Annotated in this window: 15 protein-coding genes; 7 read left to right on the top strand and 8 right to left on the bottom strand. The window is 66.6% G+C overall.

What is annotated here, in order from left to right:
• Positions 1–512: 512 nt before the first annotated feature.
• The gene (locus Q0R23_RS00955; protein ID WP_366520370.1) at positions 513–728 is read left to right on the top strand and encodes a putative immunity protein; all 216 of its coding nucleotides are present in this window, start codon (positions 513–515) and stop codon (positions 726–728) included.
• Between the two features lie 132 nt (positions 729–860).
• Positions 861–2066 carry a tRNA guanosine(34) transglycosylase Tgt gene (gene tgt / locus Q0R23_RS00950; RefSeq protein ID WP_293909355.1) on the top strand — a complete coding sequence of 402 codons (1206 nt, stop codon included), beginning with the start codon at positions 861–863 and terminating at the stop codon, positions 2064–2066.
• On the opposite strand, the gene Q0R23_RS00945 is transcribed toward tgt, so the two are convergent.
• On the bottom strand, positions 2047–2970 hold the full coding sequence (locus Q0R23_RS00945) for a DMT family transporter (RefSeq protein WP_293909352.1): 924 nt from the start codon (positions 2968–2970) through the stop codon (positions 2047–2049). The two genes, tgt and Q0R23_RS00945, sit on opposite strands and share 20 nt — an antisense overlap.
• Positions 2971–3112: 142 nt before the next feature.
• Here Q0R23_RS00945 and Q0R23_RS00940 point away from each other — a divergent pair, with 142 nt between their 5' ends.
• Positions 3113–4249: a tetratricopeptide repeat protein gene (locus Q0R23_RS00940; RefSeq protein ID WP_293909349.1), complete on the top strand. Its 1137-nt coding sequence runs from the start codon at positions 3113–3115 to the stop codon at positions 4247–4249.
• Between the two features lie 150 nt (positions 4250–4399).
• Here the strand turns inward: Q0R23_RS00940 and Q0R23_RS00935 are convergent, their stop codons facing one another.
• The 4 genes from Q0R23_RS00935 to Q0R23_RS00920 form a co-directional block, all read right to left on the bottom strand.
• Positions 4400–5329, bottom strand: a complete 930-nt coding sequence (locus tag Q0R23_RS00935; protein WP_293909346.1) for a carbon-nitrogen hydrolase family protein — start codon at positions 5327–5329, stop codon at positions 4400–4402.
• Positions 5330–5510: 181 nt separating this feature from the next.
• Positions 5511–6926, bottom strand: a complete 1416-nt coding sequence (locus tag Q0R23_RS00930; protein ID WP_293909344.1) for a DR2241 family protein — start codon at positions 6924–6926, stop codon at positions 5511–5513.
• A 269-nt stretch (positions 6927–7195) separates the two neighbouring features.
• On the bottom strand, positions 7196–8026 hold the full coding sequence (locus tag Q0R23_RS00925; RefSeq protein WP_293909341.1) for an HAD family hydrolase: 831 nt from the start codon (positions 8024–8026) through the stop codon (positions 7196–7198).
• 127 nt (positions 8027–8153) lie between these two features.
• Complete coding sequence (locus Q0R23_RS00920; RefSeq protein WP_293909338.1) at positions 8154–8441, bottom strand: cold shock domain-containing protein; 288 nt, start codon at positions 8439–8441, stop codon at positions 8154–8156.
• A 423-nt stretch (positions 8442–8864) separates the two neighbouring features.
• Here Q0R23_RS00920 and cutA point away from each other — a divergent pair, with 423 nt between their 5' ends.
• A complete protein-coding gene (cutA, locus tag Q0R23_RS00915; RefSeq protein WP_293909335.1) occupies positions 8865–9179 on the top strand; it encodes a divalent-cation tolerance protein CutA in 315 nt (104 codons plus the stop codon).
• 88 nt (positions 9180–9267) lie between these two features.
• On the opposite strand, the gene hemW is transcribed toward cutA, so the two are convergent.
• Positions 9268–10500, bottom strand: coding sequence for a radical SAM family heme chaperone HemW (gene hemW, locus Q0R23_RS00910; protein WP_293909333.1), 1233 nt, complete (start codon positions 10498–10500; stop codon positions 9268–9270).
• Between the two features lie 366 nt (positions 10501–10866).
• On the bottom strand, positions 10867–11418 hold the full coding sequence (locus Q0R23_RS00905) for a hypothetical protein (protein ID WP_293909331.1): 552 nt from the start codon (positions 11416–11418) through the stop codon (positions 10867–10869).
• Between the two features lie 116 nt (positions 11419–11534).
• Here Q0R23_RS00905 and Q0R23_RS00900 point away from each other — a divergent pair, with 116 nt between their 5' ends.
• From Q0R23_RS00900 to Q0R23_RS00890, 3 genes are all read left to right on the top strand, one after another.
• Positions 11535–12284, top strand: coding sequence for a metallophosphoesterase family protein (locus Q0R23_RS00900; RefSeq protein WP_293909329.1), 750 nt, complete (start codon positions 11535–11537; stop codon positions 12282–12284).
• Between the two features lie 11 nt (positions 12285–12295).
• Positions 12296–13246: a DNA polymerase III gene (locus tag Q0R23_RS00895; RefSeq protein ID WP_293909327.1), complete on the top strand. Its 951-nt coding sequence runs from the start codon at positions 12296–12298 to the stop codon at positions 13244–13246.
• A 430-nt stretch (positions 13247–13676) separates the two neighbouring features.
• Positions 13677–14315, top strand: coding sequence for a phosphoribosylanthranilate isomerase (locus Q0R23_RS00890; protein WP_293909325.1), 639 nt, complete (start codon positions 13677–13679; stop codon positions 14313–14315).
• Positions 14316–14739: 424 nt separating this feature from the next.
• Here Q0R23_RS00890 and Q0R23_RS00885 read toward each other — a convergent pair whose 3' ends face one another.
• A complete protein-coding gene (locus Q0R23_RS00885; protein ID WP_293909323.1) occupies positions 14740–15354 on the bottom strand; it encodes a biotin transporter BioY in 615 nt (204 codons plus the stop codon).
• Between the last annotated feature and the right edge of the window lie 18 nt (positions 15355–15372).

The following is a 15372-nucleotide window of genomic DNA, read 5'->3' as shown; positions in this document are numbered from 1 at the left end:
CGGGAGTAGCTCAGTTGGTAGAGCATTACCTTGCCAAGGTAAATGTCGCGCGTTCGAATCGCGTCTCCCGCTCCAGCACAAATCAAAGTTGTCGCTTGGCCCCCTCCCAGAGAGGGGGGCTTTTCGTTTCGGGTCGGGGGGTTGTGATAAGACCGAGCGTCCAGACTTGAGACGATTCATACAATCAACCGGTTGTAACCTTCGCTATATCGATGACGTTATAATAAGGGTGAGTCATGCGGGATCAGCGCTTTGTAACCGTTCGCCGGGGCGGGTCATTGAGCCTGGATCATCACCGGTTGCTGATGATCTGGGCCTGCACCTGCGCCGAGCATGTGTCGCCACTCCTTAGAGCAGATGTCATAAAAAGACCTTTTTTATGACCGAGCGGAGCGAGTAGTTTTAACTGAGCAGGACGCAGAATGGAGGCGCGGGGAGGCTGTTTTCCCCGTGGCGTAATTTGGAGTACTGCTCTAGTGAAGCTGACTCCGACGCCCGACTGATCGACGTATTTGCAACAGCCAATAGCCCGCGCCTGGACGTCTGGGCAGGCAACCATGACCGAAGCCCGCAAAGCTGCCGTCGCCGCCCATACCGTTGCCAGAGGAGCCGCTGCCAGAGAAACCGCGAATCCCGTCGCGGTGGCCGTTGCCCGTGCGGTGGGGCACGCCGTTGCCACCGCGCACCTGGCCGATCACTCGCTCAGCAGCGTCCGGTACGCGCTGTAAGCGGTCAAGGCGGCGGGTGGGTCGGTGGACGCTGAACGCGAGTGGCAGCTTCAGCAGTTGCCGGAAGAGATCAGAGCGCTGGTGCAGTCGGCGCTGGCCGGTAAAGTGCTGACGCCGTGAGAGAATGACCCAATGTTCGAGTTCGAGATTCAGAGCCGGGATGGCCGCGCCCGCACCGCCCGTTTTCAGACGCCGCACGGCAGCGTGCAGACGCCGATGTTCATGCCGGTGGGCACCCAGGGCAGCGTCAAGGGCCTCAGCGCCGAGGAGCTGACTGGCATCGGCTCGCAGATGATTCTGGGCAACACCTATCACCTGATGCTGCGCCCCGGCGCCGAGATGGTCGCCGCGCACGGCGGCTTGCCCGGCTTCACCGCCTACCCCGGCCCTTTTCTGACCGACTCCGGCGGCTTCCAGGTGATGAGCCTGGGCCATATGCGCAGCATCTCGGAGGAGGGCGTGGTCTTCAAGAGCCACCTCGACGGGTCGCTGGTCAGCCTGACGCCGGAGCGCAGCATCGAGGTGCAAGGGTTGCTCGGCGCCGACGTCATCATGGCCTTCGACGAGTGCCCGCCGTTTCCCGCCGAGCCGCCGTACATCCGCTCAAGTCTGGAGCGCACCGTGCGCTGGCTGGAACGCAGTCTGAAGGCCCAGTCTCAGGGTGAACGGGGCCGTGACGATCAGGCGCTGTTCGCCATCGTGCAGGGCGGTATTCACCCGGAGCTGCGCCAGCAGAGCCTGGGCGCCACGCTGCCCTTCGGCACGCCCGGCTTTGCCATCGGCGGCCTGGCGGTGGGCGAGAGCAAGGACCAGATGTTCCCGGCGGTGGCCTACACGGCGGCCCGGCTGCCGGAATCCAAGCCGCGTTACCTGATGGGCGTGGGCCACCCCGAAGACCTGGTGGCGGGCATCGCGCTGGGCGTGGACATGTTCGACTGCGTGTACCCGACCCGCACGGGCCGCTTCGGCTACGCCCTGACCGACGACGGGCGGCTGAACCTGAATAGCGCCCCGCCCCGGCAGCAACTGATCCCCATCGACCCCGACTGTGACTGCTACGCCTGCGTCCACCACACCCGCGCCTACCTGGCCCACCTGACCAAAGCCGAGGAGATGCTCTCGCCAAGGCTGCTCTCGCTGCACAACCTGCGCTACCTGCACCGCCTGGTCGAGCGCTCACGGGCGGCCATCGAGGGCGGCACCTTCACCGAGTGGGCCAGTGTCTGGGGCGAGCGCTACTTCAAGGGCCGGTTGCCCGACTGGTTCGCCCGTGCGCTGAGCGGCGACGAAACCCCAGCGCTGGTTCATTCAGCACCGATCAAGGCTGAGGCGAACTGACATCCAGTTCCGGCGCCTCGGCCAGTTGATGTGCGGGGGGCTGGACGTGGCCCTTCTGGCTCAGCACCGTCGCCGCGACCACCAGCGCTCCGCCGATCAGGCCGCGCAGCCCGACCTGCTCGCCGATGAGTAGAAAGCTGAACAGCGTGGCGCTCACCGGTTCCAGCGCGTAGATGATGCTGGCCTGCGCGGCACTCACCCAGCGCTGGCCCAGGGTCTGCATCAGGGTGGTCAGGGCGGTGGCGGCCAGGCCCAGGTAGATCAGGCCGCTCCAGGTGGACGCGGGCGGCCTGAGGCTCGCGCCCGACAGCAGCGCCCACAGCCAGGCCAGCGCCGCCACGCTGAGCAGTTGCAGCAGCGTGAACGGCAGGGCGGCGTGCCAGCGGGTCGTGCGGTCCAGCGCCAGGATGAAGCCCGCGTAGCTCACGGCGCAGCCCAGCGCCCAGGCGTCCCCGATCACCAGTGGGCCGCCTTCCCAGGACAGCAGCGCCAGACCCGCCACCGCCAGCGCCACGGCTGCCCACAGAAAGCCGCCCAGGGCGCGGCGGGCCACCAGGGTCTGCCACAGCGGCACCAGCACCACGCTCAGCGCCGTGATGAAGGCGGCCCGGTTGGCGCTGGTCGTCTGGAGGGCGATGGTCTGGGTGCCGTAGCCGACGATCAGCCACCCTCCCATCGTCAGGCTGTCGCGTAGCAGGGAGCGCGGGGGCCTGGAGGAAGCGCTCCGGGTCGGGCGGCGCCAGGCCAGCAGCGGCAGCAGAGCCACGGTCCCGATCAGGAAGCGCCAGGCGATCAGCGACTGTGGCGCCAGGCTTTCGCCCAGGGTCTTGACCACCGCGAAGGTGCTGCCCCAGATGCAGGTCACCAGAATCAGCAGGGCAAGTCCGAGGGTGCGGCGCGGCATCACGGTGCAGTGTAGCGGGAGTTGGGGGAGCGGAGCCGGAGCAGCGACATCGGGCTGGCCGTTTCTTAAGGCCCCGTCCGCTTCTCATCATCTGCGTCATCTGGAACTTTTTAAACTGGTGTGAGTTCCTTTGGAGGTTTTCATGAATCATAAATGGACCCAGATTGCGCTGCTGGCGACCCTGAGCCTCGCGGGTGCCCAGGCTCAGAAAGCTAACACGCCCCCCGCCCCGCCCCAGTCGGCTACCGAGGCGGCGGCCCAGGCGCAGAAGCTGGCCGACCAGGCCCGCAAGACCCTGCCGCGCGGTGACTGGAACATCGACCGGACGCCCTGGAAAGGCGCCGCCGCCGCCGCTGACCGGGCGGTGGCCGCCGAGCCGAACAACCCAGACTACCAACTGATACGCGCCACCATCTACACCGACGTGGGTTTCTGGAAGCAGGCCGAGTTCTCCTGGGACGCCTACCTGAAAGTCCGGCCCGACGACAACGCCGCCCGCAGCCTGGCCGCCACGGTGCAGTACAACATGGGCTACGCCGCCTACACCAGAGCCGATCTGGTCAGCGCCCCAGTCTTTTTTCAGAAATGCAGCCTGCTCCAGCCGGACAACAGCGCCTGCGTGATCTGGAACGCCCGCGTGGCCCTGGAGGGCGGCTCATACGCCGACGCGGCCCGCTTGTACCAGCAGGCCGCCCAGCTCGCGCCCAACGACAAAACGGTGGGCTATTTCCTGCAAGTTTCGCAGAACGCGGGTAAGTACGGCCCCGCCGCCACCACCGCCTACAGCCGAGCCTACGAGGCCATCGACAAGAACGACAAGGCCGGGGCGCTGGGGCTGTATCAGCAGGCCACGGCGGCGGCGCCGAACTTTACCGAAGCCTGGCGTGAGCAGGGCCGCCTGTCGCTGGAACTCGGCAACCTGCCGTCGGCCACGGCTGCCTACACTGCCGTGGCCGCGCTGCCCGGTGCCAACGCCGCCGACAAGTACAACCTCGGCGTGGTGCAGGAAGCCCAGAGCGTGGGGCTGCTGGCCACCCAGGCGTTCCGGAACGCCTACGTCAGCTACTCCAAGGGCGACAAGGCGGGCGCCGACAGCGGGTTCCAGAAAGCCGTGCAGCTCAGCCCCAACTACGCCAAAGCCTGGTCGTGGGTGGGCCGCCTCGCCTACGAGCGCAAGGACTACCCCGCCGCCGCCGAAGCCTACGGCAAAGCGGTGAGCCTCAATCCCGAAGACAAAGCCAGCGCCCACTTTCTGAAGCTGGCACAGGCGGGCAAGTAGGGCGTAGACCGCTGGATGCACCCTGACGTGGACGTCGCCGGGTGCTCGGCTTGAAGCTCAGGCGGGGCGGCGATTTGAAGTGAAGCCGTCCCTGTCTGCGGGAATGAAGCTGAGCCATGTCATCAATCTGATGCAGCAATGTGATAAAAATCACGGTCTGACTGCTTCCATCCGATTCACCTGAATCTCGCCCTGCGCCTGGGCCAGTGCCTTCGCCTGGTCGCGGGCGTTCAGCACGTGGCCGTTGCGGCGCACCTCGCGGGTCACGTCCAGATCGAGGGTCGTGTGCAGCCAGCCGGGCACGTTCACCTCTCCCTGGGCCACCACGCCGGTTTCCGGCAGGCCGTTGCCGCCGCCTTCTCTACCGGGGTCGGCAGGCGCGTAGACGCCAGCGGCGCCCACCGCCGTCTCTATGGCGTAGCTCCAGGGCGCATCGGCCAGGCAGGGCGACTGGGCCACGTAGATCTGGTTTTCCAGCGCGCGGGCCATCGCACCGACCCGGACCCGGTGGTAGCCGTGGAGGTTGCCGGTGAAGCTGGGAACGAGCAGCAGCTCCATTCCGGCCCTGGCCTGGGCACGCGCCAGGTCGGCGAATTCGGCGTCGTAGCAGATATTGACGCCCAGTTTGCCATACGCCGTCTCGAACACACTCAGGCCCTCGCCGGGGCTGATCGACCACTCCTCGTTCTCGAAGCGGGTCATGATCAGCTTGTCCTGAAGGCCCAGCTCACCGTCCGGGCCGTGCAGGTGGGCGCGGTTGAGATAGCGCCCGGCGGAGACCTCCACGATGAAACTGCCGCCCAGCAGATAGACACCGTGCTGACGGGCCAGCCGGGCGTGAACGTCCAGAAAGCCCGGCAGCAGCATCTGAAGGGCGTGGCGCTGGCCCAGCACGTCGTGGTGCAGCGCTTCGGGCAGCAGGCTGAGCAGTTCCAGGCTGGCGTATTCGGGCAGCAGCAGCACCTGGGCGCCGCCTGAAACACCCTCCGCCACGAAGGCGCTGAGAAACGCCTCGAACTCGTCCCAGTGGGCATAGCGCTGACAGGGGTAGGCGGCGGCAGCCAGGTGCAGAACGGTCATGCGCCCAGTCTAGAGCAGTACTCCGAATTACGCCACGGGGAAAACAGCCTCCCCGCGCCTCCATTCTGCGTCCTGCTCAGTCAAAACTACTCGCTCTGCTCGGTCATAAAAAGACCCTTTTTATGACATCTACTCTAATGCACCCGGTCTAAATGTACCCGGTCTGGCTGCCGCCCTGGCCTCAGTCGTGCGAGGGGCTCGCCGCCGCGCCGCGCTTGCCGCTGACTTCCTCGCGGACCTCGGCGACCAGCAGGGTGCAGGCTTCGGCGCAGGGAATGGCGCCCGGTACGCCGCCGAAAAAGGTCTGGTGCAGCGGCTCGTCCGCCCACAGCCGGGTCTTCATGCAGCCGCCGCAGACGTCTTTGGCGACGTGCTCGACCTGCTGGGGCGTGGCCTTCTGGACCTTGGCGTAGATGCCGGTCTGGCGGCGGGCGGTGGCGTTCCAGGGCGTGCAGCGCAGGGCGTGGTGGTGGTGGGCGTAACTTTCCTCGATGACCGCCGGGTACAGCAGATGCACGGCGCGGCGCAACTCGGCGGTGCTGAGCACCGCCCGCCAGCCGCGTGGCAGGTTCCTTAAGGTATGCACCGGGCGAAATTCCCCGGCCTCGTCGAGCCGGACCTGGTCGCGCAGGCCCTCCGGCGTGACCAGCGTGACCAGACTTTCGTTGGCGCGGCCCTCGTCGAGCGCGTGGCGAATCTCGAACATGCCCTCGGTGGGGCGCACGATGACCTCGCCGATCCGCACGGTCTGCTCGGCCAGGCGCACGAAGGCGTCCCAGGCGTCCTGGTGGCTGCGGTCTATGTCGCCGCCCTGGGCCGCTGCGCCACGGGCGTCCTCGGCCAGTTGCAAGATGACTTCCGTCACCGCGCTGTGGGTGCCGACGGGTTTGCTGTAATAGACCGTCTGGGTGCCGTTCGCGCCGCCCTCGAACACCGTCACCTCACCGGTCAGGCCGATGTCTTCGGGGATGGTTTCCAGGGTGTGCCAGCCTTCCGAGGCAAAGAACGGCACCAGCACCACGTTGGGCGCCCCCACGTGCTCCTGCCAGCCGGTCACCTTGGGCACTTCATCCAGAAACAGGGCGTGAACTTCGGCGAAGTGGCCGCCCTCACGCATCCGCTCGGCGTTCTGGTAGACGATCTTGTTGCTGTTCTCGTTGCGGGTGGTGCCGTGGCCCAGCACGATCAGGGCGGTGTCGGCGGGGTTGAGATCCGGGTAGGCCTCGCGGGCACGCTCCAGAATGACCTCGGCCATGCGCGGATGCACGCCGTAGGGCAGGGTGTAGCGCACGGTGCGCCCGCCGATGCTGCGGGCCACGCCCTGCGGCGGCACCGGCCCCTGATGGCCCAAACCCATCTCACGCGGAATCACCGTCTCGGTAAAGTACCCCTCGCTGATGAACATGGGAATAACGGTCACGTCGGTGTAGTGGGCGGTTCTCAGCACCTGGCGCAGCGAGGGCTCCTCTTTCCAGTAGCCCTCCACCACCTCGTCGAACAGGCCCTTGCTGCGCAGCAGATCGGCGTAGGCGTAGACCGAGGAGGCCGACTGTGGGTTGAGGTGGGAGCCGTGACCGATGAGCACCAGAGAACGCATAATCGTTACTGTACTGTCCCCGCGCCCGCGTCCCTGTGGGATTGACTGAGGTTTGGGACAGTTGACTTGCGGGGGGCTGGCGCCCGGCTTGTGGCGTGTGGGAAAAGATGGGAAGTGGGTTATGGGTTGTGGGAACAGATGAAGGGCTGGGGGCGCCGGGTCAGGTCTGGGTGTAGCGTCTGGACCGGCCCTGAGGGCAGCTTGGACGAATTCAAGCCGTCTCTATCCAGCGTGTCGAGTGGCGCAGACTTTGAAATGATGCGCCTGGCTCAGCCCGGCCTCGCCAGACCACCGATTCGTTCCAGCTCGTCGGCCAGCGCATGGAGATAGGCGCCCAGCGCTTCTGGCCCCGGCACCTGGTCGTGGGCGTAGGGCCTGAGCAGCGGCAGGTCGCCCACCTGCACCGCCCGGCCTGCCACCATGAACATGGCCTCGTCGTTGTCGCTGTCGCCGAAGACCGTGACCTGAGCAAGCGGAATACCGAACTGCTCGGCGATGATGCTCAGCGCCGCGCCCTTGTCGGCGCCGCCCGGTGTGACCGTCAGAAAGTCGGGGTAGGGCGCCTGGGCGCCGGTATAGACCAGGTGGCCGTAGTCGCCGGAGCGCAGTTCGTCGCGCCAGCTCGCCACGCCGGGGTGGTAAAAGCCGATTTTGGTCACCGCCTGCCGGGGGGCCTGGGCCAGCGGGAAGTGCTCGCGCCGCGAGAGCCAGTCGGGGACGACCATGCCCGGCGCCGTGTCGATGTAGACCGCCTCTGCCGTGAACGCCATCACGCGGGCACCGCCGAGCTGGTGGGCCAGCACCGCCTCCAGTTCGCTGGAGCTGAAATGAAGCTGGCTGTGCAGCTCACCGCCGATCTCGACGCGCCCGCCGTTGTGGGTGGCCACCGCGTCGGGACGGGTAGCCTCCAGTACGCCGGGTGGCGGCTGATCGCGCCCGGTGACGATGGCGACCTTGACGCCCTGGGCGCGCAGCCGTGTCAGCGCGGCGCGGCTGTCGTCTGGCACGAACAGCCCCTGCTCGATAATGAGGGTGCCGTCGAGGTCGAAGGCCAGCAGGCGGGGCGGCGAGAAGGGTACAGGCAGCGGGGGTGCAGACATGGATTCAGGGTAGCTCAGGCGTAGGCAGCGGCGTGCTTACCTGAATGCAATAAAACGGCACAACAAAAAAAGCAGGAGAACCGAAATTCTCCCGCTCAGTTGCTGGTGTCATTCAGCAGGGCCGCTGTTACCAGCGGTTGCTACCGCCGCCGCCGCCGCCACGGGCGAAGCTGCCGCCGCTTCCGCCACGGTCACTCTCAGGTGCCGCTTTGGTCACAGCGATGTTGGCGGCCTGGGGGCCACGACCATTCTTGCCGGGTTCGATGTCGAACTCGACCTCATCGCCTTCATTGAGCTTGCGAAAGCCCGTCGCCTTGATGGCGCTGTAGTGCGCGAACACGTCAGGCTGACCCTCGCACTCGATGAAACCGAAACCTTTTTCCGCGTTAAACCATTTTACTCGTCCTGCAGCCATACTTCTCCTTGAGTCATTCCAAGTAAAACCACACACCCGTTCGTTGACCAGGTGCGTGACCTCGACCTATTGCGAACTCGGAACACTCACAGTGTCCCTGCTGCGGGCCTCAGAGATTGTATGGGCCATCACAAGGCCAGAGTTCAAGCCGTACTGCACACCTTCAGGCTCTGGGAGGAGGCCACCTGGGCCACGTGCGGGCAGCCGGAAGTTTCAGATTTGGCACCAGGGTAGACATGAGCGGGCCGACACAAAAAACCGCCCGATTGGGCGCCCAACTCTGAATTATTATCCTTAACATAGAGCGGTATTCATGGAAAGTCAAGTACCGCACACCGAGTTTTATGCGTCCAGTGCGGCTGTGGCAATCTGGGAGCCGGGCGGCCCAGATCGCTGGGCACCGAGATCGTTTAAACTTAAAGCATGTCTCTTGTCGTGATGGTCACGGTGCCCACTTCGGGCGCAGTCGAGCTGGCGCGTGGGTTGGTCGAGCACCGTCTGGCGGGCTGCGTAAATATGATCGCCAGTGTGCAGTCGGTCTACCGCTACGGCGGCGAGGTCGCCGAGGAAACCGAAACCCTGCTGCTGATCAAAACCAGCGGCGAGCGCTATCCGGAGCTGGAGCGGTTCATCAAGGAGCGCCACCCTTACGAGATTCCCGAAATTCTGGCCCTTCAGGTAGACCGCGCCTCGCCGGAGTTCTCGCAGTGGCTGGCCAGCAACCTGAGTTCGCCGTAACTGGATTTGTAGGAGCTGGATTTGTGGTGGCTGGGCTTGTGCTGGGTTCGTCGCAGTCGGACAGCTTCAGCTCAGACGGACGCCGGACTCAGATCACGACCTGGGTTGACGCCGTTTCGTCCAGCTCGGCAAGTTTGACCGGACCATGTTCGTCTGGACCGGACGTATCTGGACTGGGTTCAGTATGGTTGATAAAGTCGCTCAGCACGCGGTTGAGCCCCCACCAGCCCGCCTCGGTGGCGCGCAGCACGTCGCCGTCCTGGGTCAGCAGTCCGGCTGCCAGGTTGCGGCTCAGCGGCGCGGCGTAGCGCTGGGCCACGTCCAGCCCGCTGGAGCGCGAGAGCCCGGCCAGGTCCACCCCGGCGCGGGTCCGCAGGCCCATGAACAGGGCGTCGGTGACGTGTTCCTCGGCGTCGATGAGTTCAGCTTCCCCGGCAAAACCGGTGCTGAGGTCGTGGGCCAGCCAGTCGTGCAGGTGCGGGTTGGTGCGGCGCACGGCCAGCATTCCAGGCTCGCTGCTCGGCTGGGGATAGTGCCCCGCCGCGCCCGGTCCCAGCCCCAGGTAAAATTTATTGGCCCAGTAGGCGCTGTTGTGCCGCGACTCCTCACCGGGCCGGGCGTAGTTGCTGATCTCGTAGCGCGTGAACCCTGCCGCCGAAAGCAGCTCGGCGGTGCGCGTAAAGCCCGCCCGTTCGTCGTTCTCGGCCACCCGCACGCCCCGGCGGGCAAAGGGGGTGCCCGGCTCGATGGTCAGGGTGTAGGCGCTGACGTGCCCCACGCCCAGCGCCACCAGACCGGCGATGTCGGCCTCCAGGGGTTGCCCGGCCACCGCCGTAATCAGGTCGCCGCTGACCCGCATACCGGTTTCCAGCAGCAACCGCACGGCTTCCCTGGCCTGCTCGGCGTCGTGCTGGCGGCCCAGGAACTTCAGCGTAGGGTCGTGCAGGCTCTGGACGCCCACCGAGGCCCGGTCAAAGCCCAGCGAGCGCCAGTGCGCCGCCCGCGCCGCCGAGACGGTGCCGGGATTGACCTCCAGCGTATTTTCCTGGCTGCCCCAGCCCAGATGGGTCCGGATACTCTGGCTCAGGCGCTCCAGCTCCTCGCCGCGCAGAAAACTGGGCGTGCCGCCGCCGAGGTAGACGGTCTCCAGATCAATGTCATACGCGCTTCCCAGCCGCGCCGCCTCGCGTTCCAGTTGCTCCAGATACGCCTCGACCTGAGCGCCCCGCCGTGTCAGCACATGAAAATCGCAGTACGGACAGATGCTGGGGCAAAACGGAACGTGGACATACAGGTGGCGAACGGGGGGCGGGGCACTCACGCGGGCAGTCTAGGCGCAGCGGGGGAGAGGGAGTGTGGGACAGATTGAGGGCATGAGTGTTACTCACGGGCGACCCCTCACCCCTACGGAGAGGGAGCTAAGACCCTGATCCAGGCGCTGTTTTCTGCTGAAGTAGACCACTCCCTTCCAGCAAGGTCAGTGATGGGCAGATGCGGAGCACGGGCGCCCTACGTCAGCGGCCACGATATGGAGAACACGGGGAAACAAAGTGCGTGTGAGCCGACGCGGAAGTACCCATGCTTAGCGCAGCGCTAACCCCCTCGCCCCATCGGGGTGGGGGAGCCGACGCATTTGCGAAGCGCCAAAACCTAAAAGCGCAACCCAACCGCCCATCCAGCCGAAGGTTTAGAGACTCAGCCCATGCACCACCGACCCCGCCCAGCGCAGCAGCACCTCGCCCAGCAGCTCCGCCGGACAGACGACCACCGGCACGTCCAGCGAGGCGCACAGGCTCGCCGCCGCATTCTCGCCTTCCTCCCCGTCAACCGTCAGCGCCGAAGCCCAGGCGGGCAGCGCCCCACCCTCGCGGTAGCTCAGGCCGCCAACTGTCGTTACCGTCTGCGCCGCCTCACGGGTCGCCGGGCCACCGCTCAGGGGCGGGCTGCTCACCAGGCCGGTCACCAGACCGATCACCAGTACGCCGCTGAAGCGGCCTTCCCGCAGGGTGCCCTCCAGCGGCGCCAGCCCGGCATGCACCAGCAGTTCGAGCTGGCCCTTGAGGCGCGTACTTTGCATGAACGCCTCGCAGCGCTCGGCGACGGTCAGGCCCTGCTCAGCTTCGCAGGCGACCAGCCAGGCCCGCCCACCCGGACGGCCCTGATACCGGACGTGCGCGGCGCCGTACAGGTCGCTCCAGACTTCGGGCAGGTCACTCCAGACTTCGGTGGCGGGCGTCATCTGTAGCAGGATGACACAGGCGCACCCCCCGCGAAACGTGGACGGGAAACGTGGCCGGGAAAACACTGTGGACAGCGGCTGATACCGGCGGAGCACGATACCGCTATTATGCCGGGGTGCGGCTGCTGCTGCTTTCTGATATCCACGCCAATTATCCCGCCCTCGAAGCCGTGCTAAGCGACGCCCAGGCGCGGAAGTACAGCCATGTCGTGCATTTAGGCGACGCGCTGGGCTACGGCCCGCATCCCCGTGAGGTGCTGGCCTCGCTGCGCGACCTGGAGGCCGTCTGCATCATGGGCAACCACGACCGCATGCTGCTCGACCGTGCCGACGGGCTGAACATGCGGGTCAGTATCGTGTCGCAGGCGCTGGCCTGGCAACTCGAACGGCTCTCGGAGCGTGACCTGGATTGGATTCGGACCTGGCGCGACGGCATCGACGACCCCGAAGTGGGTGCGCGCTACCGCCACGGCACGCCGGTCAGCCTGGACGACTACACCGACTCGGTGACGGCGGCCCGCGAGGCCTTTGCGGGCTGGCACGGGCGGCTGGGCTTCGTGGGCCACACCCACCACCCGGCGGTCTACGCCACGCTGAACGCCCCGGTGGGCGAGTGGGTCAAACACCAGGCGTTTTTTGACGGGGGCACGTACATGGTGCCGCCGGGCGCCCGCGTGATTCTCAATCCCGGCTCGGTGGGCCAGCCCCGCGACGGCAATCCCAAAGCCAGCTACGCCGTCTACGACACCGCCCGCGCCCAGTTTCAGGTGTTCCGGGTGGACTACGACATAGGGCGCGTCCAATTCGACGTGCAGCAGGCCGGGCTGCCGGAAGTGCTGGGCGCCCGGCTGCTGCTGGGCAAATAGGTGGTGTGGAGATGACCGCCATTCGGCCCGGTTTGCCCCGGCTGCCCGCCGTCCACGCCGCGCTGCTGGAGGTGCTGGCCGTGCGGTCTGGCAACGCCTGGCTGCTGACCGGCCCGGCGAGGGTGGGCAAACGTGCCCTGGCCGACGTGGTGGCCGCGCTGCACAACTGCGCCCGGCCCGGCAGTGGGCCGTGTGGGGTCTGTGCCTCGTGCCAGGCGGCGGCGCTGGGCGCTCATCCGGATGTGCTGGTCCTCTCGCCCAGGACCGTCACCAGCACCGGCAAGGCCGCCCGGCGCAAGATCATCCCCATCGGCGCGGTGCTGCGTGCCCGTGACCGAGACAAGGACTACGAGGTCCACGTCTACGAATTTCTGGAAGTCCGGCCCACCTACAGGCGCCGGGTGGTCATCATCGACGGCGCCGAGTACCTGAATGCCGAGACCGCCAACGCCCTGCTCAAGCTGATCGAGGAGCCCCCGCACGGCGCGTTGTTCTTGCTGCTGGCCGAGGACGTGCGCTCGGTGCTGCCCACCCTGGTCAGCCGTTCGGGCCGCCTGGGCGTGCCGCCCGCGCCGGAGAGCGAGCTGGAGAGGCTGCTGATCGCCTCCGGTCAGAGCGCCGACCCTGAGCTGCTGGCCTTCGCCGCTGGCCGCGCCGGGCTGATTGCTGACCCTGAAGCCGCCCGCGCTGCCCTGGAGGGTGCCCGCCACCTGAGCGCCGCCCTGCATGAAGGGCTGTGGCAGAGCCTGGAAGCCGCCGCCGCGCTCGAAAAGACCTTCTCTCCCGCGTTGCATTCGGAGGCCCTGCGTTTCGTGTGGCGCCGCGAGCCCCCGGCGGTGAGGGCCGCCGCCGACCTGGCCCTGGAAGCCTTGCAGGAGGCGCTGGAGAGCTACGCCAATCCGGGCCTGAGCTTCCAGGTGTTCGCCCTGAAATTGCGGGCGGCGTTTGGGGTTGGTGGGTGAGTGGCGTGATTGGTATTGGCGGTTGGCGGTGGGGTGGCGTTGGTGGGGCTTCAGCTCGTTGCGAATGCGTCGGCTCCCCCGCCCCGGTGGGGCGCCACTGGCCCCAGGTTCGGGAAGAGAGCAGGCGTGCCCAGCGCCCAAGCGTCGTCATCGGCGCTGCGCTGACCAAGACGGCGCGTGCGTTCTGCTCGATGAAGGCCCCAGGCATGGTACTTCCAGTTGTCCCACACGCACTCTCCTTCACCACGTTCTCCACATCGTGGAGCTGACGTAGGGCGCCCGTGCTCCGCAACTGCCCATAACTGGTCTCGCAGCGGAAGGACTCGCAAAGCTGCGAAGCAGAGGGGTGGTATCTGGCCGCTCAAACCAGGCGCGAAACAATCATCTTTCCCCGCGCCCCACAACCCTCCCCCGTGCTAGCCTCTTGCCCATGCCGTTTTCCCGCACCCGCGTCAAAATTTGCGGCACCACCTCCGTTCGCGACGCCGTGATGGCTGCCGAAGCCGGTGCGGACGCGATCGGGCTGATTTTTGCGGCGGTCAGCAAACGGCTGGTCAGGGTGGACGTGGCGCGTCTGGCGTCGCTGGCGGTGGGGCCGGGCGTGGGCCGGGTTGGGGTCTTTATGGACCAGTCGCAAGGTGAGGTGTTGCGCCTGGCCGACGCCGCCCGGCTTTCGGCGGTGCAGCTCCACGGCCCGCTGCCGGAGGGAATGCTGGCGCAACTCACGGCGTTTTATCCGGTGCTGCGCGTGCTGAGCCCCGCTGAGCTGCAAGCAGAATGCGCCGAGTGGCCCGCGCACGTCACGCCCATGCTCGACGCGCCGCAGCCGGGCAGCGGGCAGGTGCTCGACTGGGCCAGCCTGGCCGCGCAGTTTCCGCCAGGCGGCTGGCTGGCCGGGGGTCTGGGGCCACACAACGTGGCGCAGGCGATGGCCGCGCTGCGCCCGGCAGCCGTGGACGCCGTGAGTGCTCTGGAGACCTCGGCGGGCGTCAAGGACGCACAGAAAGTTCGCGCCTTCGTGGCCGCCGTGCGCCGGGCCGACGCCGAATACATTCTGGCCATTCCATGAACAAAATCCGCCCCTGAAACAAAAGTTATCCACAGTTTGCCGTTTCACTGTGGATAACTTTGGCCCTGTCCGGAATGCCCGAAAAAGCCCTGAATTGATCGTCTGTGTCGGTGAAAGTGGGGCACCGGCCAGAGGGGCTTCAAAAAGTTATCCACAGGTTATCCACAGGGTCTGTGGATAAGGTTGTGGATAACTTGGAGCTTCGCCGGGGTTGTTCCCAGCTTGGAGACAGGGCTGATTTCCGTGCTGATCGGCAAAAAATCATGGTCTTTGTCACAAAGGGCCGGACCAAGGGGCGACCCCGAATTTCACAACGCTGACCCGGCCAGCGGGGGATCAGGTCAGAGGGTTATTCTGGGGTGGGCGACGGGACTGAACGGTGGGGCACTCTGGTCCATCCGGTGAAAGTCAGTGCGGCAAAAGCTCATCGGCGGCGCAGCAAGGCCCAGGCGCCCGGCAGCAGCGCGGCGGCCAGCGCCAGTTTGAGGGCGTCGCCGATCAGAAAAGGCGTCAGGCCCGCCGTCAGCAGGGCCTGGCCGCTGAGTCCGAACAGCGCGGCCAGCACCGGCAGACCGGCGGCGTAGATGACGATATTGCCCGCCAGCATCGCCAGCGCCGTGCCCCAGGGCGTGCGGTCGGCCCCGAAGCGCTGGCACAGCCAGCCGACCAGACCGGCGGCCAGGATAAAACCGATCAGGTAGCCGAAGGTCGGGGTCAGGCCGCCGGTTTTGGCGCTGACCAGAAAGTGGCCCCCGCCCGCGAAGACCGGCAGACCCACAGCGCCCGCCGCCAGGTAGGTGGTCAGCGCGGCGGCGCCCTTGCGTGCGCCCAGTGCGGCGCCGACCAGCAGCACGGCCAGGCTTTGCAGGGTGATCGGCACCGGTTGCAGCGGAATACTGATCTGGGCACACAGCGCCACGAAGGCCGCCCCGCCGAGCACCAGCAGGACCCTGGCGGTGGTGCTGCTGCCCGCAGGCCGCAGGGTGGCGCTGGCCAGCGTGGGAAAGGGGTTGGCTGAACGGGTGGGAAGCTGGGTCATAAGTCTCCTCGTGGCTGC

The organism is Deinococcus sp. (genome assembly GCF_025362455.1).
Classification (GTDB): Bacteria; Deinococcota; Deinococci; order Deinococcales; family Deinococcaceae; genus Deinococcus.
Note: the sequence above shows the minus strand (reverse complement) of the source record. Positions and strands in the feature narration are given on the sequence as shown.

Excerpts from the sequence above, each read along its gene's own strand:
- tgt (WP_293909355.1), top strand. The coding sequence starts at position 861 with ATGTTCGAGTTCGAGATTCAGAGCCGGGATGGCCGCGCCCGCACCGCC.
- Q0R23_RS00890 (WP_293909325.1), top strand. The coding sequence starts at position 13,677 with ATGCCGTTTTCCCGCACCCGCGTCAAAATTTGCGGCACCACCTCCGTT.
- Q0R23_RS00905 (WP_293909331.1), bottom strand. The coding sequence starts at position 11,418 with ATGACGCCCGCCACCGAAGTCTGGAGTGACCTGCCCGAAGTCTGGAGC.
- Q0R23_RS00930 (WP_293909344.1), bottom strand. The coding sequence starts at position 6,926 with ATGCGTTCTCTGGTGCTCATCGGTCACGGCTCCCACCTCAACCCACAG.
- Q0R23_RS00920 (WP_293909338.1), bottom strand. The coding sequence starts at position 8,441 with ATGGCTGCAGGACGAGTAAAATGGTTTAACGCGGAAAAAGGTTTCGGT.
- Q0R23_RS00935 (WP_293909346.1), bottom strand. The coding sequence starts at position 5,329 with ATGACCGTTCTGCACCTGGCTGCCGCCGCCTACCCCTGTCAGCGCTAT.
- Q0R23_RS00945 (WP_293909352.1), bottom strand. The coding sequence starts at position 2,970 with ATGCCGCGCCGCACCCTCGGACTTGCCCTGCTGATTCTGGTGACCTGC.
- Q0R23_RS00940 (WP_293909349.1), top strand. The coding sequence starts at position 3,113 with ATGAATCATAAATGGACCCAGATTGCGCTGCTGGCGACCCTGAGCCTC.
- cutA (WP_293909335.1), top strand. The coding sequence starts at position 8,865 with ATGTCTCTTGTCGTGATGGTCACGGTGCCCACTTCGGGCGCAGTCGAG.
- Q0R23_RS00885 (WP_293909323.1), bottom strand. The coding sequence starts at position 15,354 with ATGACCCAGCTTCCCACCCGTTCAGCCAACCCCTTTCCCACGCTGGCC.
- Q0R23_RS00925 (WP_293909341.1), bottom strand. The coding sequence starts at position 8,026 with ATGTCTGCACCCCCGCTGCCTGTACCCTTCTCGCCGCCCCGCCTGCTG.
- Q0R23_RS00895 (WP_293909327.1), top strand. The coding sequence starts at position 12,296 with ATGACCGCCATTCGGCCCGGTTTGCCCCGGCTGCCCGCCGTCCACGCC.